The organism is Caballeronia sp. EK (assembly GCF_014384845.1).
GTDB lineage: Bacteria > Pseudomonadota > Gammaproteobacteria > Burkholderiales > Burkholderiaceae > Caballeronia > Caballeronia jiangsuensis.
This window is the reverse complement of record NZ_JACSUE010000001.1, coordinates 843,491-862,882: the sequence shown is the minus strand read 5'-3', so window position 1 is coordinate 862,882 and position 19,392 is coordinate 843,491. Positions and strand designations below refer to the sequence as shown.

Annotated in this window: 16 protein-coding genes; 6 read left to right on the top strand and 10 right to left on the bottom strand. The window is 64.8% G+C overall.

Annotated features, from left to right (window positions below):
- Nucleotides 1-27 precede the first annotated feature (27 nt).
- Entirely contained in the window at nucleotides 28-3,438 is a 3,411-nt protein-coding gene (gene tssM, locus IAG25_RS03615; RefSeq protein ID WP_187603554.1) for a type VI secretion system membrane subunit TssM, read from the top strand.
- Nucleotides 3,438-4,013: a type VI secretion system-associated protein TagF gene (gene tagF, locus IAG25_RS03610; protein ID WP_187603553.1), complete on the top strand. Its 576-nt coding sequence runs from the start codon at nucleotides 3,438-3,440 to the stop codon at nucleotides 4,011-4,013. Before tssM ends, tagF begins: the two co-directional genes overlap by 1 nt.
- On the opposite strand, the gene IAG25_RS03605 is transcribed toward tagF, so the two are convergent.
- The 6 genes from IAG25_RS03605 to IAG25_RS41380 all read right to left on the bottom strand — a co-directional run bounded on the left by IAG25_RS03605 (nucleotide 4,010) and on the right by IAG25_RS41380 (nucleotide 9,882).
- Nucleotides 4,010-4,837, bottom strand: a complete 828-nt coding sequence (locus IAG25_RS03605; protein ID WP_187603552.1) for a PP2C family protein-serine/threonine phosphatase — start codon at nucleotides 4,835-4,837, stop codon at nucleotides 4,010-4,012. The two genes, tagF and IAG25_RS03605, sit on opposite strands and share 4 nt — an antisense overlap.
- A 40-nt stretch (nucleotides 4,838-4,877) precedes the next feature.
- Nucleotides 4,878-6,266, bottom strand: coding sequence for a serine/threonine-protein kinase (locus IAG25_RS03600; protein WP_222946347.1), 1,389 nt, complete (start codon nucleotides 6,264-6,266; stop codon nucleotides 4,878-4,880).
- 1 nt (nucleotide 6,267) lies between these two features.
- Complete coding sequence (locus IAG25_RS03595) at nucleotides 6,268-7,146, bottom strand: Tll0287-like domain-containing protein (protein WP_187603551.1); 879 nt, start codon at nucleotides 7,144-7,146, stop codon at nucleotides 6,268-6,270.
- Nucleotides 7,143-8,033: a FecR family protein gene (locus IAG25_RS03590; protein WP_187603550.1), complete on the bottom strand. Its 891-nt coding sequence runs from the start codon at nucleotides 8,031-8,033 to the stop codon at nucleotides 7,143-7,145. Before IAG25_RS03590 ends, IAG25_RS03595 begins: the two co-directional genes overlap by 4 nt.
- 126 nt (nucleotides 8,034-8,159) lie before the next feature.
- Complete coding sequence (locus IAG25_RS03585; RefSeq protein WP_187603549.1) at nucleotides 8,160-9,695, bottom strand: hypothetical protein; 1,536 nt, start codon at nucleotides 9,693-9,695, stop codon at nucleotides 8,160-8,162.
- 52 nt (nucleotides 9,696-9,747) lie between these two features.
- Nucleotides 9,748-9,882, bottom strand: a complete 135-nt coding sequence (locus IAG25_RS41380; RefSeq protein WP_255503495.1) for a hypothetical protein — start codon at nucleotides 9,880-9,882, stop codon at nucleotides 9,748-9,750.
- Between the two features lie 444 nt (nucleotides 9,883-10,326).
- Here IAG25_RS41380 and IAG25_RS03580 point away from each other — a divergent pair, with 444 nt between their 5' ends.
- Nucleotides 10,327-11,907: an isocitrate lyase gene (locus tag IAG25_RS03580; protein WP_187603548.1), complete on the top strand. Its 1,581-nt coding sequence runs from the start codon at nucleotides 10,327-10,329 to the stop codon at nucleotides 11,905-11,907.
- A gap of 278 nt (nucleotides 11,908-12,185) precedes the next feature.
- Nucleotides 12,186-13,283 carry a transglutaminase domain-containing protein gene (locus tag IAG25_RS03575; protein ID WP_187603547.1) on the top strand — a complete coding sequence of 366 codons (1,098 nt, stop codon included), beginning with the start codon at nucleotides 12,186-12,188 and terminating at the stop codon, nucleotides 13,281-13,283.
- A gap of 150 nt (nucleotides 13,284-13,433) precedes the next feature.
- On the opposite strand, the gene IAG25_RS03570 is transcribed toward IAG25_RS03575, so the two are convergent.
- From IAG25_RS03570 to IAG25_RS03555, 4 genes are read right to left on the bottom strand one after another with little or no spacing between them, the layout of a single operon-like run.
- Nucleotides 13,434-14,348, bottom strand: a complete 915-nt coding sequence (locus IAG25_RS03570) for a WD40/YVTN/BNR-like repeat-containing protein (RefSeq protein WP_187603546.1) — start codon at nucleotides 14,346-14,348, stop codon at nucleotides 13,434-13,436.
- Between the two features lie 24 nt (nucleotides 14,349-14,372).
- Nucleotides 14,373-15,314: a PAAR-like domain-containing protein gene (locus IAG25_RS03565; protein ID WP_187603545.1), complete on the bottom strand. Its 942-nt coding sequence runs from the start codon at nucleotides 15,312-15,314 to the stop codon at nucleotides 14,373-14,375.
- Nucleotides 15,311-16,336: a hypothetical protein gene (locus tag IAG25_RS03560; RefSeq protein ID WP_187603544.1), complete on the bottom strand. Its 1,026-nt coding sequence runs from the start codon at nucleotides 16,334-16,336 to the stop codon at nucleotides 15,311-15,313. The genes IAG25_RS03565 and IAG25_RS03560 overlap by 4 nt, the downstream gene beginning before the upstream one ends.
- A complete protein-coding gene (locus tag IAG25_RS03555; protein WP_187603543.1) occupies nucleotides 16,333-17,424 on the bottom strand; it encodes a DUF2169 family type VI secretion system accessory protein in 1,092 nt (363 codons plus the stop codon). The genes IAG25_RS03560 and IAG25_RS03555 overlap by 4 nt, the downstream gene beginning before the upstream one ends.
- A gap of 230 nt (nucleotides 17,425-17,654) precedes the next feature.
- Between IAG25_RS03555 and IAG25_RS03550 the strand changes: the two genes are divergently transcribed.
- Both IAG25_RS03550 and IAG25_RS03545 read left to right on the top strand, forming a co-directional pair.
- Nucleotides 17,655-18,089 (top strand): DUF6484 domain-containing protein, encoded by a 435-nt coding sequence (locus tag IAG25_RS03550; RefSeq protein WP_255503494.1) that lies wholly within the window; start codon nucleotides 17,655-17,657, stop codon nucleotides 18,087-18,089.
- 48 nt (nucleotides 18,090-18,137) lie between these two features.
- Entirely contained in the window at nucleotides 18,138-19,385 is a 1,248-nt protein-coding gene (locus IAG25_RS03545; protein WP_187603541.1) for a TIGR02270 family protein, read from the top strand.
- The last annotated feature ends 7 nt before the right edge of the window (nucleotides 19,386-19,392 follow it).

The window sequence follows — 19,392 nt, the reverse complement described above, 5'->3', positions numbered from 1 at the left end:
GGGACACAGATCAGCATGGAGACATCGATGAAAAAGATCGCAGGAACGCTCAGGACGCCGCAATGGCTCACGCTCGCGGGCGTGCTCGCGTTGCTCGTCGTCGTGTGGTTCGAAGGGCCGCTGTTCGCGTTCGATGGCCACGCGCCGCTCGAGACGCCGCGCAGCCGCTGGATCGCGATGGCCGCGCTCGTCGCCGTGTGGGGGCTCGTCTGGGGCGCGCGCCTCGTCGCCGCGCGGCTCGTCAATCTGCGCTTCATGAGCGGCGTGGCGGGGCGGGGACAGGCGGCAGCGGCCGGCAGCGCGGAGCTTGCGGTGCTGCGCGAGCGCTTCGAGCAGGCGCTCGCGATCCTGCGGCAGGCGCGCATGAAAGGCGTCAACGGCCGTCAATGGGTCTACCAGTTGCCGTGGTACATGTTCATCGGCGCGCCGGGCACCGGCAAGAGCACGGCGCTCGCGCATTCCGGCCTGCGCTTTCCGCTGCGCGAGACGCTGGGCGAGGACGCGATCGGCGGTGTCGGCGGCACGCGTCACTGCGACTGGTGGTTCACTGACGACGCCGTGCTCGTCGATACGGCCGGCCGCTTCACGACGCAGGACAGCGACGCACAGGCCGACGAATCCGCGTGGACGGGCTTCCTGCAACTGCTGCGCAAGTACCGGCCGCGGCGGCCGCTGAACGGCGTCATCGTCACGCTGTCGGCGGCGGATCTCGTGCGCGAGGACGACGCCGCCCGCGATGCGCACATCCGCACGATCCGCAGCCGTCTCACGGAGCTGAGCGAGCGGCTCGGCGTGCGCTTTCCGGTGTATGTCGTCGTGACGAAGTGCGATCTGCTCGCGGGCTTCACCGAGTTCTTCGACGATCTCGGCGAAGCGGAGCGCAACCAGGTCTGGGGCATCACCTTCGCGCTCGACGAATCGCCGGGGGCGAGCGCGGCGCTCGGCGCATTCCCCGCCGAATTCGATGCGCTCGGCACACGGCTGCAGACGCGCGTGCTGCATCGCATGCAGCGTGAGACGGACGTCGCGCGGCGCGCGCGCATCTATGGCTTCGCGCAGCAGTTCGCGGGGCTGCAGCCGGCGCTCGGCCGCTTTCTCGACGGCGCGTTTCGCGGCACGCGCTTCGAGGCGTCGCCGCTTTTGCGCGGGGTCTATTTCACGAGCGGCACGCAGCACGGCCGGCCGATCGACCGCGCGATCAGCAGCATCGCGCAATCGCTCGGCCTGCGTCGCGACGCCGCGTATAACCGCGATGCGTCGGGGCGCGCGTATTTCATCAACCGGATGCTCAAGGACGTGGTGATCGCGGAAGCCGGGCTCGTGGGCGCGAACGCCCGCTTCGAGCGTTGCAGCGCGTGGCTGCGGCGCGGCGCGCTCGCGCTGGTCGGCGTGACGCTCGCGCTCGCGCTCGGGTGCATGGCCGTGAGCTATCAGCGCAATCGCGCCTATGTCGCGGAGTTCGAGCGCGCGACGCAGCATGTCGGGCAACTGGCGCGCGAGGCGAACGCGGCCGCCGATCCGCTCGCGGTGCTGCCGCTCCTGGACGCGGCGCGCGCGCTGCCCGGCGGTTATGCGGACGCCGGCAAGCCGGTGCCGTGGCTCACGCGGCTCTGGCTCTATCAGGGCGACAAGCTCGGTCAGGAGGCGCGCGTGACGTACCGGCGACTGCTCGATCAGAGCTTGCTGCCGCTCGCGGTCGGCAAACTGACGCAGGAATTGCACGATGGCGCAACGGACAACGGTTCGGCTTCCGAAGCGGATCGATATGAAGCGCTGCGCGCCTATCTGATGCTCGGCGACGCGCGCCATTTCGACGCCGCCGCGCTGCGCGCGCATCTGGTTCCGGCGCTCGCGGGCGACGCGAATCCCGCGCAACGCAGCGCGCTCGACGCGCATCTCGCCGCGCTGTTCGACAAGACGCACTTCGATCCGTCGCTCCCGCTCGACGACGCGCTCATCAAGGCGGCGCGCGCGCGCCTGGCGGAGCTGCCGCTGTCGCAGCGCGTCGGCAACCGGGTGGACGGCGAACTCGCGCAGGGCAACATCGCCGCGTTCAGCGTGAGCGCCGCGGCCGGACCCAATGCGCCGCTGTTGCTGCGGCGCACGAGCGGCGCGCCGCTCACGGCGGGCGTCGCGGGCGCGTACACCCGCGCCGGCTACGCGCAATACACGCGCTTGCGCGATGCCGCGCTCGCCAATGTCGAGAAGGACGCCTGGGTGCTCGGCCACGACGACGTCGCGCTCACGCCCGACGGCATCGCCGCGTTGCGCGCCGCACTCGACGAGCGTTACTTCGACGCGTATATCCACGCATGGGACGCACTGCTCGACGACGTGAGCGCTGCGCCCGTCACCGGTCTCGCCGATGGCGCGCGTGTCGCGAACGAGCTGTCCGCGCCCGACTCGCCGCTCAGGAAGTTCATCGTCGCGGCGGCGCGCGAGACGACGCTCGGCGCGAATTCGCCGACGCGCGTCGATGACCACTTCCAGTCGCTGCATCAGCTCGCGGGCAAGCCGGGCGACGCCACGGCGCTCGATCGCGCGCTCGCGCCGCTCAAGGACGCCGCCGTCTATCTCGATGCCGCCGACGCCGCGCGCAGAATGGGCCAGCCCGCGCCCGCCGGCGATGCGCTCGGCAAGCTGCGGCTCGCGAGCCAGACGAGCCCGGCGCCGCTCACGCCAGTCGCCGCATCGATCGCCACGGCGGGCACGGCGCTTCTCGAAGGCGGCGAGCGCGCCCGGCTGGATGCGCAGTGGAACGCGAACGCCGGCCCGCTGTGCCGCCGTGCGCTCGATGGCCGCTATCCTTTCGTGCGCGCCTCGACCCGCGACGTCGCCGCCGACGATTTCGGCAAGCTGTTTGCGCCGGGCGGCCTCATCGACGATTTCTTCCAGAAGAACCTTGCCGCGCTGGTCGATACGAGCGGGCCGGTCTGGCAATGGCGCGCCGGCACGCCGCCGGCGGGCATGCCGCGCGACGCCCTCGCGCAATTCCAGCGCGCAGCGCAGATCCGCGATGCGTTCTTCCACGACGGCAGCCGCGACATGTCGATCCGCTTTCGCGTGAAGGCGCTTGCGTTCGATCTGGCGCTGACGCAACTCAATCTCGACATCGACGGGCAGCAGCTTGCGCTCAGACAGGACGGCCTTCAGTCGATGCTGCTGCAGTGGCCGAGCGGCAAGAACACGGGCCGCGCGAGCGCGCAGTTCGATCCGGCTTCGGCGACGCAAGCCGCGCCGCTCGACGCGAGCGGTCCGTGGGCGCTCCTGCATCTCATCGACGCGGGCAGGCTCGACGCCACCGCTCAACCCGATCGCTACAAGCTCACGCTCGATTCCGCCGGACGCAAGGCCGTGCTGGAGCTGGACGCGACGAGCGTCGTCAATCCTTTCCGGCGCGCGCCGCTCGAACAGTTTCGCTGTCCGGAGCATCTGTGATGGCATCGCCGGGTGTCGCCGGATGCTTCGGCAAGCTGCGCGGCAACGGCGACTTCGTGACGCGGCGTCTGCCGCAAAGTTTTGTCGGTCCCTGGGACGCGATGTTGCAGGCGGGCCTGCTCGCGGGCCGCGCGGCGCGCGGGCGTGCGTGGCTCAATTCGTATCTGACCGCCCCGCTGTGGTGCTTCGCGCTCGGCGGCGGCGTGCTGGGTGCGGATGGCTGGGCAGGCGTGCTGATGCCGAGCGTCGACAGCGCGGGCCGGCACTTTCCGTTGACCATCGCCGCGCCCGTCGAACCGGGCGCGTGGTCTATCTGGCGTCCGTATGCGCAGGCGTGGTTTGCGCGTTGCGGCGCGCTCGCGCTCGCGACGCTCGACAAGGGCGCAAGTCTCGCGGATTTCGATGCCGGGTTGCTGGCGCTATCGCCTGAATACGACGCACACGACGCTTCGACGCCGTTGCATGCAGGGGCCTGGGGAACGAGCGTCTGGTGGCACGCGCAAACCGCGCGCACGAGCGCAGGTCTGCCCGATGCCGCGTTCGTCGCGGCACTCTTCGATGACCGGGTTGGTTAGCCGCCGTCGAAGCAGGCAATGACCGCCGTGACGTTGTCCTTGCCGCCCGCATCGAGCGCGAGCGCGACCAGTTGCTCGCAGGCGTCGTCGATGGCTTGCGGCGTCATCGTTGCGAGGACCGTTTCGATCTCGCCATGCGGCACCTCGCCGTGCAGCCCGTCGCTGCACAGCAGATAGCGGTCGCCGGGCAGCCACGCGTGCGCTTCGACGACGGGCGCGATCGACGGCAGCGGCCCCAGCGCCTGCAGCAGCACGTTGCGCGGCGGCAAATGTTCGATGACGCCGTGCTCCAGCGCCTGCTGATAGAGCGTCTGGTCGCGCGACAGTTGCGTGAGGGCGCCGTCGCGATAGCGATAGAGGCGGCTGTCGCCGATGTGCAGCGAGATCAGCCGCGCCGAGCCGGACGGCTGCCAGATGCCGGTCAGCGTGGTGCCCATCGAGCGGTGCGCGAGACCTTCGCGCAGGTTCATCGCGTGAAGCGTCGCGTTGGCGTGGTCGAGCGCGTCGGCGGCGGCGCGCATCGCGCATGCCGAGGCATCGTGCACGGTGGCGTCGGGATCGTCGGTGTGCGCGGTGCCGGCGTGAGCGCGACAGGTCGTATCGGCGGCGAGCCGCGTGGCGATGCAGTCGAGCGCGGTCGCGCTGGCGCGCGCGCCGAACGCATGGCCGCCCATGCCGTCCGCGACCGCGACGAGGTTCAGCGCCGGATCGATCAGAAAGCCATCCTGGTTCTCGCGGCGCACGCGGCCGGGGTCGGTAAGGCCGGACGCCGTGCATGCGGCAAGGCGGACCGGCGCGCGGCGGATGAGCGTGTCGGGATTCATCGGTCGTGCTCCTTCGGATGCGTGTCGTGGTGAATGGGCGCTACAGCCCGGCGTCGCGCTGGAACCGCGTGCGGTCGTGTTCATCGGAGATCGCCACCGCGAGCCGTTCGTACAACGCGCGCAGGCTCGTCGCACGAGCGGCCTCGCGTTTCGCGATGATGGTGGCGATCGGCCCGAGATAAACGGCGAGCTTGAGCGCGGCGGAGCGCACCTCTTGCGCATCGAGCGATGAAGAAGGCGATGTCGCCCCTTGCGCCGTGCCCGTCCCCGACCCGTCCGCGAAGGCGGCGACGAACTGCGCGCGGCCGCGATCGGAAGGCACATGCGGCGCGAGCAGCGCGACGAGCGCAGGCAGATCCGGCGCATCCGCGATGCGCGCCGCCGCACGCCGCACCAACAGACGCGCGACCGGACCGATCTGCGCGGCGAGTCGCGCCTCGACCGAGGCGAGCGTGGCGGCGGGCCACATCGTGAGCGATGGCAGCGAATCGCCGCGCAACGAGCCCGTTCCCGATGATGCGAGCGGAGCGGCTGGCGTCATCGGCTGCGCTTCGAGAATCGTGCAGTCATCCGGGGTCGCGGGCCTGTCGTCCGAAACATGCTGAAGCGCCTGCCGCAACGCATCAGCGGTCTGAAAGCGCGCGGCGGGACGACGCGACAGCGCGCGCATCAGCACGTCATCGATTCCGGCCGGCAGCGCCGGGTTGCAGACGGACGGCAAGCGCGGCGTCTCGTGCATGACTTGCCGCATCACTTCCGCCTGCGATGCGCCCGCGAACGGCCGGCATCCGGTGAGCATCTGATAGAGCACGATGGCGGCGGAGAACAGGTCGGAGCGCCCATCGACGGGCTCTCCCGTGAACTGCTCCGGCGACATATAGCAAGGGGTGCCGATCATCGCCCCCGCCAGCGTCAGCGTCGATGATTCAACATGCGCGACGCCGAAGTCCGCGACCTTCAGCCGGCCTTGCTCGCTGACGAGCAGGTTCGCGGGCTTGATGTCGCGATGCACGACGCCGTGCTCGTGCGCGAAGCCGAGCGCGGCGAGCAGTTGTGCGAACCAGTCGAGCGCGGTCGCGAGTGCGAGCGGACGGCCCGCGTCGAGCAAGGGCTTCAGCGCGTGTCCGCTGACGAGTTCCATCGCGATATAGGCGGTGTCATCGGCTTCGCCATAGTCGTACACGCCGACGATGTTCGGATGCGTGAGCCGTCCGGCGGCCTGCGCCTCGCTGCGCAGGCGCGTCATCAGACTCGCGCGCTCGCCGGTTTCGAACAGATCGTGGCGCACCGTCTTCAGCGCGACGTGCCGCTCGATGTGCGGATCGAAGGCGCGATAGACCACGCCCATCGCGCCTGCGCCCAGCACCGCGTCGATGCGGTACTTGCCGAGTTGCGCGATGCGCGGCGGGTCCATCGCGGCGGCTTTCACCTCATGCCTCGATCATCTTGAATGCTTCCACGAGGCTCGTCTTCATGCGCGCGAACGACGCGGCGAGCGAAGCGATCTCGTCGCGGCCGCGCTCGGTGAAGTTCGCGCCGTCGAGTTGTCCGAGGCTGGCCTCGTCGGCGGCGCGCGAGAGGGCGCGGATGCGCCGCGTGACGAGCAGATGCACCGTTACGTTCAGCGCGATCAGCAACAGCACGAACACGGCGAAGAGCGAGCCGAGGAAGGTGCGCAGGACAGCATCGCTGCGCGCGACGGGCAGCGCCATCGGCACCGAGACGAAATCCGCGCCGATGACATCGTGCATCGCCCAGTTGAAGCCGTTGTCGGGACCGTATTTGTCGATGAGCGTTTTCGGCGCGCGCGAGGGCACGCTGTGGCACTCCATGCAGGCGGCGTCGTTGATGCGGTTCGGGCGCGCGATATACAGGTTCTGCCCGGTCGGCGTGTCGCGCAGTCCGACGATTTCCTTGAGCTCGGGCTTGTCGTGCAGATGGCGGATGACGTCCGCTTCCCAGTCCGAGGGACGGTCGCGCGGATTGGTCGGGTTCAGCATCGTCGAGCGATAGGAGTAGCCCGCGAGGCGCTTTTCCAGCGTCATCAGCGTTTCGACTGCCGAGAAGGCCGGCACCGATTGCGGCACGAAGCTGTATTTGAGCTGCGTCTGCAAAAGCGGCGTGACTTGCGTGGCGGTGTAGTTCTGCGCCGCGCTCGCCGCTTCCATGAGGACGCGCGCATTCTGCACCGTCTCGTCGATGGCCGCGCGACGCAGCAACTCGCGCGCGGCGAACCCGGCCGACACGAAGCCGACGACAAAGACAGCGAGAAACACCAGATTGAACTTGACGGCGAGCGACAGTCTCATGACTCCACCTCGGTTGATTGGTTCTGCGCGGGCGAGACCGCGCGCCGGCGCGGCATGGCGGGAGGCGGACACAGCACGCGCCGCCATTCGGGAAGCGTGCGCAGGTTTTGACGCACCTGGGCGCGAAACGGCTCGCCCTGCGCGAGCGGCCGAAAGCGCGCGACGAAGCCGCGCCGGATGGGCAGCGGCGCGCTCAGCCAGTCGGCGATATCGGCATACGTTGCCGGGCGGCCCTGCGCGGGCGCGACGGGCTTCGCCTTCGCGGGCGTCGCCGATGACGCGAGCGGATCGCGGAAAGGCAGCGGCATCGCGGCGATGAACGACGTCGCCGGGCGCGTGCCCACAACGAGCGGCTTGCCGGTCTCGCGTTCGGCGTAGTGCTCGCCGTCGAGTTGCTGATGCGCGTCGGCATGGTCGGGCAGGGCGAGCATCATGCTGCCCGCTTCGATGAAGAGCGAAGTCATGTCGCGGCTGGCATGGAGTACGGCCGAGCCGTCGCGCAGGCTCGCATTGAGCGTGGGTGTATCGATCGACAAGGGATCAAACGCGCCCGCGTGCGGACGTGCGATCTTGATCCAGCCTGAAAGAAGCGCGAGTGCATTGCCGTGCGGCGCGGCATCGATGGCGACGCGCGTGTCGGCGCCGAGCGCGATGATCGTGCCGTCGCCGTCCTCGATTTGCGCGCCGCCGTGCGCATCGGTGGCGAGCAGATCGCCTGGCTGAAGCGCGATGGGCATATCGATGTTGAACGCGGTCGTCGCGCGGATCAGCGTGACGGTTCCTTCGGGCAGCAGCATCGCCTGGCCCGCTTGCGCGTCGTGAAGCGAGCACAAACATGCAAGGGCGACGCTCAAGCGAAGAGTGTGCAGCAGGGTTCGGGCGTTCATCGCGGCGATGCCTCGGAGCGTGAAGGTATTGCGACGAAAACAGCCGTGCGCCGGTTTCTATTCCACATGAATTTCCCCTATATCGATGGAACAAAAGCGGCGCCGGTCATTTCATGCGCGAAGGCGCTAGCCGTTCAGAAAACCGAGCACGGCCTTGCGCACCTTCAGATCCCAGGTCTGCTCTTCCGTGTGGCTCGTGGCGAGCGTGAGCAGACCTTTGATCATCGCGTCGTCGGAATTGAACGCGAAGCCCGCATCGCTCAGATAGTCCGATCCCCATACCTTTAGGCTGTCCACGTACTTGCAGCCAGCCGTGAATTCCGCCTGCGTGACGATGTTCTCGTCATCCTTGAACATCGCGAGGAAGTGCATCTTGTCGCCGCAAATGCCGGAGTTGAGAGCCAGCACCGAGAGCGCCGGAATCGGCACCGCATAGCGCTTGAACCAGCCGTTGAAGGCGATCGGCCGCGTATGCAGCGCGTCGCGTTGCATGCGTGCTTCCCAGTAGCCCTTCGCCTGCTCGCAAAAGCGCTTGATGCGCTTGATCTCCACGATCTTCCAGATGACCTTCGCGAGCGTTTCCATGATGGACACGACCGCATCGATGATGGTCGACGCACCCTGGCTCGCGAACTGCAGCCCGAGGCTCGCGCCGCCCTTCACGAGGTCATAGACGCCGGAACCGATGCTCAGCTTCATCGCGCGCCTGATCGCTTCCACGATGGTTCCGGGATGCCCGGTCAGCAGTTGCACGTCGCGGCCTTGCACCCATTCGCGATACTTGGTGATGCTGCTATCGACGGTATTGGCGATGCCCTTGGCGATATCGAGGCCCGCACCGATGAACGGCGCGAGCGTGGCGAGCAGCTTGCCGCACAGGAAATCGATGAGCTTGCGCAAGAGCGCGGGCATCGTGTCGAGCGCGAAACCGCCGGGATCGTTACGGATGTCCGCGACCTTTTCGCGAATCATGTCCCACAGTTTTCTCGCCCCTTCCTCGACTTTGGCGCGGATGGCCTCGTACAGCCGCTGCGCCGCGCTGCTCAACGCCGGCAACGTGAGCGTGGCGTTGGTGAGCTGATTCGACTTCGTGAGCGTCGGTTCCTTGTGCCTTCTGATCTTCTTCTGCACCTGTTCGAGCGCGAGCGACGCCGATTTCTGCACGACGCTGTTGTCCAGCACCGCGGATGCGCGCGCCGCCGCGACATTGGTGTCCGGCGCGAACCCGAGGCCGACGTTGGTGATATCGAAAGCGCCTTCCAGCAGCACCTGAAACGTATCGTCTTCCAGTTCAAGGTTGCCGAAGAGATACAGCACGCCGAGGCGCGCGTTGATGAGCGCGGGCGTCATGAAGTCCTGCGCGCCTGCCGCGGCGTCCGTGTCGCCGTTGCCGTGCAGTTGCTGATCGAGCAGCGTGAAGTACTTCGAGCCGTTGCGCGACGCGCTTCTCCAGGCATCGTCGGGACCGGCCGAGAGTCGCCAGCGCTCGAACGCCTGCACCAGCGCGTGAAACTGATGAACCGTCCGGTTGCGGTGATACATGAGGATCTGCTGATCCAGATCCTTCAGCGCGGCGCCGCGTACCTGAAGCAGCGCCGAGGTTCCTCTGAGCCATTCATCGTGGGCAACGACGTCGGGCAACTGGGCATAAGCGTAGGGCATGGAGAGGTCTCCTCGAAAACCTGAGGTGGTGATTGACTGTCGGGGAGGCGTCCTAGCACCAGGCGATATCGTTCAGCTTCACGTAGCGGCTTTCGATCAGGCGGCCGCTGCGGCTGCGCAGGTCCACTCGATAGATGCAGCCGAAACTGAAGAAGTTGTGCTCGAGGACAAAGATTTCGCGGTGCATGATGCCTCCTGTCGGGCGCGGTTCGCTGAGCGAATCCTGGCGATCGTGGTCGCCGTGGGATGTCGCGACCGTCGAAAGCAAAACAGCGGGGTGGGAGGATTTGTTCCGCGTGCGAGGGGGACTTTATTTGCGGGCGAGAAAGGAATAAACGCGGCTCTGAAGTGTCACGACGCGCCCTCAACATTCGAAAGCACATTTCACATTGCGGGACTTCCCGGAAATTTGCGCAGTCGTGCTTTTTTGCCGCTTGAAAACGGTTTTTGCATCGCAAAAACTGCCGCGTAACTCATTGAAAAGACAGCGTAATTTATGTCTTATGTCTTATATAAGACTTCACCAAGAGCCGATAAACGGCGGTACTATTAAGTCATGCAGTTCGCTTCGACAAACGTCGCGACACGCCAAACCGTTTAGTTAACCGCGCTTTGCTCTCAGGAGAGTCACATGGCCCAATATCAAGAAGACATCAAGGCAGTTGCTGGTCTGAAAGAAACCAACGGCAGCGCCTGGAACGCCATCAACCCCGAGTACGCCGCTCGGATGCGTGCCCAGAACAAGTTCAAAACGGGCCTGGATATCGCCAAGTACACGGCGAAGATCATGCGTGACGACATGGCCGCCTACGATGCCGATCCGTCCAAGTACACGCAGTCGCTGGGCTGCTGGCACGGTTTCATCGGGCAGCAGAAGATGATCTCCATCAAGAAGCACTTCAACAGCACCGACCGCCGTTACCTTTACCTGTCCGGCTGGATGGTTGCCGCGCTGCGCTCCGAGTTCGGCCCGCTGCCCGATCAGTCGATGCACGAAAAGACTTCCGTCAGCGCGTTGATCCGCGAGCTGTACACCTTCCTGCGTCAGGCCGATGCGCGTGAGCTGGGCGGCCTGTTCCGTCAGCTCGACGCGGCCGAAGGCTCTGCGAAGGCCGCGATCCAGGAAAAGATCGATAACCACGTCACTCACGTCGTGCCGATCATCGCCGACATCGACGCGGGCTTCGGCAACGCGGAAGCAACGTATCTGCTGGCCAAGCAGTTCATCGAAGCGGGCGCATGCTGCATCCAGATCGAGAACCAGGTGTCCGACGAGAAGCAGTGCGGCCACCAGGATGGCAAGGTCACCGTGCCGCACGAGGACTTCCTGGCCAAGATCCGCGCGATCCGCTACGCGTTCCTGGAACTGGGCGTGGACGACGGCATCATCGTGGCGCGTACCGATTCGCTGGGCGCAGGCCTCACCAAGCAGATCGCCGTGACCCATACGCCGGGCGACCTGGGCGACCAATACAACGCGTTCCTGGATTGCGAGGAATTGTCGGCCGACGAACTGGGCAATGGCGACGTCATCATCAAGCGCGACGGCAAGCTGCTGCGTCCCAAGCGCCTGCCGAGCAACCTGTTCCAGTTCCGCGCAGGCTCGGGCGAAGCGCGCTGCGTGCTGGATTGCGTCACCGCGCTGCAGAACGGCGCCGACCTGCTGTGGATCGAAACCGAAAAGCCGCACATCGCGCAGATCAACGGCATGGTGAGCGAGATTCGCAAGGTCATCCCGAACGCGAAGCTGGTGTACAACAACAGCCCGTCGTTCAACTGGACGCTGAATTTCCGCCAGCAGGTGTTCGACGCGATGAAGGAAGCGGGCAAGGATGTCTCGGCATACGACCGTGCCCAGTTGATGAGCGTGGAATACGATCAGACCGAACTGGCGAAGCTCGCCGACGAAAAGATCCGTACCTTCCAGGCCGACGCATCGCGCGAAGCGGGTATCTTCCATCACCTGATTACGCTGCCGACCTATCACACTGCCGCATTGTCGACCGACAATCTCGCCAAGGAATACTTCGGCGATCAGGGCATGCTGGGTTATGTGGCTGGCGTGCAGCGCAAGGAGATCCGTCAGGGCATCGCCTGCGTGAAGCATCAGAACATGTCCGGCTCGGACATCGGCGATGATCACAAGGAGTATTTCAGCGGCGAAGCGGCCCTGAAGGCGGCGGGTAAAGACAACACCATGAACCAGTTCTGATAAACAGCGACACTTCGAGCAGAACGCCAACCCATGCGGGTTGGCGTTTTTTTTAAGTGTTCGGGTGACGCCAACGGATATCGCGGGTCTGTCGGGTAGCAGGCGTCATGTGCGGCTTGTGGCCCTCGTCCATCAAAGACGATTCCACGTTTAATCAATGGCATAGAGCGACACGGCGAATTGGCACGTCCCATGCAATGTTGGTGTCGAGCCAGCGTTGCCTTGCGCGGAATGACGTAGAACGGCATCGGGAGGCTTCGAAACACCGGAGTCAACCCATGCCGCTCGCCCGACTGCTTCTCTGCTTTCTCAGATGCACGTTCGCTGCGGCGGTGCTTTTGTCATTCGTTGCGGGCGCCGCGAGTCTGCCGGCCGCATCGCACAGCTATGAACCCGGAACGCGCGAAGAGGATCCCAGCGCTTCGGCCATGCCTCACGCGCTGAAGACTGGCATCGAGCGCCTGCGCACCGGGACGTGGTGGGAAGCCAACCGGAAGATCCGCCCGGAACTCGCGCAAGTCGGCGACCTGATGTTTCTCTTGCCGCTTGCCGACAAGAAACTCGAGCCATCGTCGGATGCGATCGGCCGCGTGCAGCGTCTGCGCGAAGCGATGCGCAGCCACCAGACGCGCCAGCCTGCCGGATGGAGCCGCCTCGTTGCGCAGGTGCGGGCCGAGCGCGCGAAGGCCGGCGATGCGTCGGCCGCGCTGCTCGCCGATGCGCTCGTCAACGAGGTGCGCTACCGCGACGGAACCGATGGCAGCTACTACGCGCCGGCACGGTTCTTTGCCGAAAGCGGCGTATGCAAGGACTTCGCCGTCGCCAAATATCTGCTGCTGCGCGACGCGGGTTTCGATATCGCGCGACTGCGTCTCGTGTCGCTCGCGCCGCGCTACAACAACACGCCGGACGACTGGCACGTCATTCTCGTCGTGCAGATCGACGGCGCGAGCGAACCGCTCGCACTCGATTCACCGGGCGCGCCGACCGTGAAGCGGTCCGACGATACGGCCAACGGTCCGTCCATGCTGCTCGGTGCGATCCTCGCCGGCCGCAAGCCCGCCGACGCGGTGTTGCGCGCGCCCGCCGGACCGCTTACTACGCCGCTCAGTCTGTCAGGCCAGGCGCGGCGGCCCATCGCGACCGTGTTCAACGAAGAGGGCAGCCGTTCGTTCGAACGTGCCGCGCCGGGCGCGCTGCGACGCGCATCGGCGGTTGGGCGAAGCGCGAGCGCGATGTATGTCGATGAAATGGGCGATCCGTGGAAAGTCGATAGGTCCGGGGTGTTTCCGAAGTGGCGCGTTGCTGTTGAGCAGGTTGAAGCGGTGGAGAAGGCGGAGCAGGCGGCGAGGTTGATACGTGTGGCGGGGCGTTGAGTGAGGCGTCTAGGTGATTTTGTATCGGCTTGAGCGCAGGCTCTTGTCGCGAGCGTGACTCGCGTACGGAGACGGGGGGCGGGCTTATGCAAAGCATCGCATGAGGCGATGCGGTGCTCGGCGACTCCGAGGGCTCGCCCGAAGTGTGCTTCAAGTGTTCTCGGGGCAGACAATCTCCTCCCACTTTGCGCCGTCAAAGCGGAAGATCGCGTCCGTTCCGGTCGTCAGCCACATATATTGATCGTTCGTAAATAGACGGGCGATGCTCTTTGGACCGTTGTCGCCGGTATCGACTCGAACCAGCCTGTCGTCTTGCACGCGATAAAGAACCTGGCTGGTGCTGCAGTAGATCGCTTGCCCGAATCGGCACAGCCCCCAGAAGTTCTCCGTCATCCCTTCGATGGCAAGGGAGAACCATCCGGATTCGGCAGACCCTCTGAAGACCTGGCCGAAACGCCCGACGACAAAAAGCTCTCCACCTCCCAGATTCAGAACGCGATGAAGCGCGACGTTGGTCGGACTGTCCACGGGAGCCCAACTCGTGCCGTCGAAATGCAGAATCGTGCCGCCGCTTCCCACCGCATGAACGTCATCTTCTGCCTGAGCGCACATGCCGAACAATGCCGTGGCGGCGCCGATCTGTTGATTCACATTCGCCCCCGTCCCGGCGCGTGACCATGTCTTGCCATTCCAACGCCAGATTTGATTCTGCGATCCGCAAGCAAAAACGTCGGTGCCGGCCGCCACGGCATAAAACAGAAAACCGGGATCAATGGGAATCTGCGCATCGGTGCGCTTCTCACGGATAAAATTCGCGACGTGACCCGTGCGGGTGATGGCCATTGTATTCAGCTTACCGGCGCGCCGGAACGCCAGTAACATCGTGACTATGCCATCGACATCATCGAGGTAGAACCAGTAGTCAGGGGCCTCGAATGCCATGACGCGTGTGCATTCGGTATCCGTTCCCTCCAGTTCATAGAAGAGCCCGGCCAGAAAAAAATCTTCGCCGTCCCTGGCTGCGCCTACATTGAAGAAGAGTTCTTTGGTCGGGTCGCGGTTCATATGTTCTCCGGTCAACGCAGAAGGTTACGGGCGCGAAACGCCCTTAGCCGTTTTCTTCGGTTTCGGCACATTTTTTCCGCGCCGTCCCGACTTTCGCATGGGCGAGGTCTCACTCGCATTGCATCGCTCTTTGTAGTAGTTGTCCAACTGCTTTTCGACGCACTTGGTGATCTGTTGCGTCTTCTTCGTGTCTTCATCCAGCTCATTGACTGCGACTACCGAGTTGACTGCCCCCTCCCGCGCGTCTGCATAGGTAAAATCCTCTTCATTCAGGTGTGCCTCATACTCATGGGCATCGACTACGGCATGGTATTGGCCATGCTCGTCTTCATACTGATTTACACCGTCCACGCAGATACACGGCGCGCTGCCGTGGGTATAGTTGGAAAAGCGCTTTGAACCGGTCCCGTGATATAGCTGGCGATCCGGAATAGCGTGGTGCGGGGTCTTGCCTCCCTTGCAGCCGTCGCTGTATGGAGTCATCGCGAACTTCGTGTCTACACCGTAACAGTCGCCGCCCTTCTCGAGATCCGCTGCGTCGATATATGGCCATCCCGGCGTATCACCGGGAAACGAACCGTGGTTGTGCGTCGTGAGGTCAAGATTGCGAACGACATTCTCGCCTTCGACCTTGACGTCCATCGACCAGGCGTTGAAGTAGACTTTACCCTTTATCGAACTGGTGACCACGCCCTTCTTCGGCGCGTTGCCGGCTTCGTCTCCAGTGCTCGACTTGAAGAACGACTTGTTCTTCAACATGACTTCCTGCCCCGAAATCTGAATCGTCGTGGAGCCGTCGGAGGTGTCCGACGCGAGGCCGGTGTTAGGGTAGGGGATGGGCACGCCGGGCGGGGTCGCAGGCGTGAGCGGCGGCGTGAAGCAGACGTCCGGAAAGGCGCAAATCGACTTGCCGGCGGCGGCTTTACAGGCGATTTCCATGCCGTTCGCGTACACCTCGTTGCTCATCGGATTTCCCCGAGACTGACCGTCAGCGCCGCACGTTCGCCCGCGTCGGTTCCCATGTGCAAAAGGGCGGTACGTCCTTCGCTGTAGCCCTTGCGGCCTGCCCAATTCGCCAGCGCGAGCATCGTGACTCCGGCGACCGCGCCAACTTCGCCGGTGCACTCGGCAGGGTGCCAAATGTCGAAGCGTTCCTTGCGGACGTGCAGTGTGCGCGATAGTGCGAGCGTTGCTTCCTTGAAGTAGTAGTGCTCACCGGACAGATCGGCGATACGAAAGTCCATGTCCTGCATCGCACGACGCGCATCGCGCAGCGCGGAGTTGATCGCGGTTGTCAGGCCATCCGCTCGCAGCGGTTCGTCCGATCCTATCGGAGCAGGTTCAGTACCGAACCCAATTCCGGTACATATCAAATCGCCTGCTTTCGGCCTGCTGACCAGCAGGGCGCCCGCCCCTTCACCGGGCAGGAATCCATTGGAGTTGCGACGACCCAGCAAGCGGTCCGCGGCTTCATAGTGTCTGAGTGTTGGCCAGCACAGGTAGCTGTCCGTTGCGGCGATCAACACATATGGCAGGCGATGGTCATACAGCAAGCGGCGGGCTCGAGCCAGTGCGTGCGCGATGCCGACCCGTCCATGAGCCACCAGTGCCGATCCTGCGCCGAAGGGCGTACCCAACTCGCGCTGCAGTTCGGCGACCAGACGGGTATCGAGCCCGTCGAGACGGCCGGGCCTGTCCGATTCAGCGACGCACATGAGCAGCGGCACGCGGTCCCATTCGCTTCGTGGCACGGCATCAAGGGCTTCCTCGATCGCCATCGCCGCCATCTTCACGAGCTTGGTCAGCGCGCCGAACGGGCGATCCAGAGCAACCATGTGTCCGACGAGCCAGGAGCCGTGCGCACCGATATAGCGGGTCTCTCCCGGATTGGCCAATTTGGCGCGAATCGCCGCGCACGCGGACGGCATCGTTTGCCCCACCGATGTCACCAGTCCGGCGGCACTCAACGCGATGTTCTCGTCGCTCATTCGCTTACCACCGCAATTGGAAAAAACGACTCGTCACGCCGTTGCCACCACGACATCCCTTTACGGCCGACGAGAACGCGTTCAATCTCGAACATGCTGCGGCGAAGCGGTCGCGTGACGCGCCAGGTCATGGAGAATCGCTTCTGGTCGGGCTCGAAGAGAATGGTGTCGACTGACGCGGTGTAGTCCTCGCGTTCACCGCGTCGCGGGAACACATGCACGGGCGCGACGAACTGAGGAATCGTGAGCCGCGTCACGCCGTCCGGCGTCAGATTCGCAAGCGTCACTTCGGCACGGCCGCTCTCAAGGAAGTTCAGCGGCAGTTGCTGGTCGGCTGGTGCGGACTGGTAATACCGTTCGTCGAAATCGGATGGAAGGAAAGGAAACTGGCGGGATAGCCAATTGTCATCGTAAGTGCCCGCGAAGCACGCGCGAGTCGACCAGCCGCGGCCAAGAGGGCCAAAAGCCATGGGCCGATAGTTGCCGGCAGAGTCTCGCACGGGCCGTCCGATTTCCTCGGTATTGGGTAATGGCGAGCCGTCCATCCACTCCTTGCGCGTGTGCTTGTGGAATCCGCGACCAACCGGGTTGGGCATGAATGCCGCATGCTGTGCCGGATCTTCGTGGAGCAGGTCGGTGCCGCCAAACGCGACGTCATACGAGATGGGCTGCTGCAGAAAACAGGCAGGCGGTGTGGTGTGCGCACCGCCCAGGGTGCATTCCCAGTGCCGCGGGCCCGTCACGGCGAACGTCTTGCTCCACGTCCCGATCCGTATTCCAACCTCCACCCGCGAAATCGGGCGACCCAGCGGGGCGTGCGCAGTGCCGAGCAACAGAATGTCGCAATGCAGTTTGCGCGGCGCAAAGTCGACTTCGTACACCGGCGCCGAAAGACCGGCTTCTCCGGTGAACGTGTCGGCCATGACCAGCGGCAACTGCGCGTCAGCCAACGCGAAGTGCCCGGCGGGCTCCTCCGGATGCGGGAAGCGGAAGGTGCCCTTGATCACGATGACCAGAAGTTCGCGCCCACTGGGCTCGAGTCCCATGGTGTAACCGGCGACCATGCGTGTGGCGTTGATGAATTCCATCGCGTTCGTTTTGCGGGAAGATGCACTCGTAGGTAAACGAACGAGACAGCAAAGCTTTTAACCGTGGCTTCCCGAGAAGGCCGGGATGCCGTGGCACATCGAACGCTATATCCCACGGGGGGCGGACCATGCTCTTTGAAAATGCGCGTGCTCGTTCGTTCTCTGCTTGTCTGGCGACGAGCGACCACCGGGAGAGCGTGATGAGCGGACGGGATTTTTTTGAACCGGCGATGCCTGCGATCGATGGTGTGCGCATCGGCGAACTGATCGGCTTCAGCGGAGAAGGCGCGCGTCCGCTCGTCGTGTATGCCGGGCAGCCCGGCGGCGCGGCGCTGGTTGCTCGCACGGTAGCGGACCTGCGCGGCGCGCATATCGGCCGCGAGGTCCTGCTGATGTTCGAGGCAGGCGATCCGATGCGGCCGGTCATCGTCGGCTGCCTGCAGGCCGATCAGGCGTGGCCGCTCGACGAAGCGCCGGCACACGTCGAAGCCGATTCCGACGGGCAGCGCCTCATCGTCACGGCGAAAGAGGAAATCGTCCTGCGCTGCGGACAGGCCAGCATCACGCTCACGAGGGCCGGCAAGGTCCTTATCCGCGGCACGTATGTGTCGAGCCGATCGTCGGGCGTGAACCGCCTGAAAGGCGGCTCGGTACAGATCAATTGAGATGCCGCGAACAATGAGCCGGGCGCCGCCAACACAGTTGGACTGCTTATGAATGAACGCACGGGTTCGGTGCCGGTGATTGTCCGGCAACACATCGAAGACGCCGCGTGCCTTCGCAACACGCGTTCGTACCTCGTGCGCGCGCCGCACGTGAAGCTGAGGCACCTCGCGCGTCTCGACGAGCGCATCGCCGCGCATCTCGACGGTATCGGCGTGGCCGCCCGCGCCGGTATGCAGTCGAGCATGGAGGCGCTCGATCGGCCAGGCAAAGGAGAACTGTTCGTTGCAGCGGTGGGATGCATCGAAGCGCATTCGGACAAAACGCTCCTGCGGCTCATCGCGCTCGCCGAAGCCCTGGCCGATGCGAGGTCCGGCTTGTATTCCGCATTCGGCTGGGTCTGTGCGAGCCACTTGAAGGGCACCATCCGGCTGCTTCTCGATCACGACGACCCCGCCGCGCGACTCGCCGGCCTGATCGCGTGCGCGCAACATCGCGTGGATCCGAAGCGTTTCCTTGACATTACCGTCGCCTGTGCAGACTCGCGACTGCGCGCCCGGGCGCTGCAGTGCGCTGGCGAGCTCGGACGAGTCGATCTGCTCGCGCAGTGCATCGCGCACCTCGATGACGAGGACATGCTATGCCGGTTCCACGCCGCGCAATCCGCCTTGCTGCTTGGCGAGCGCAGAGCATCGCTCGACGTGCTCAGCAAGCTCGCGGTAGCCATCCCCGATGCCGGCGCGCTTGCAGCGAGCGCGTTGCCTTTGTCCGATGTGCGAGTCTTGCTCGAAACGATCGCCGCGAAGTCGTCCGGCAAACGCCTGTTGATTCGCACCATCGCGCGGGCGGGAGATCCGCGTTACGTGCCGTGGCTGATCGACCTGATGTGCGACGATGTGAACGCGCGCCTCGCCGGCGAGAGCTTCAGCTTCATCACGGGTGCAGACCTCGCCTGGCTGGATCTCGAGCGCAGACCGCCCGAGCGCATCCCGGCCGGTCCCAACGACGATCCGAACGATCCCGACACCTCGATGGACGAAGACGACGGCGCGCCTTGGCCCGATGCAGATAAAGTCAAGTCCTGGTGGCAGGTGAACGCGCAACGGTTCCAGAGCGGGAAACGCTATCTGGCGGGCGCGGCGCCTTCGGTACCGCACTGTATCGAAGTGTTGAAGGAGGGCTTCCAACCTCAGCGCATGGCCGCCGCGCGCCATCTGTGCCTGCTGACGCCCGGCACGGTGCTTTTCAACTGCGCTGCACCTTCGTCGCGCCAGCAGAAGTTTCGTTATCCTGAATAATCCGTGT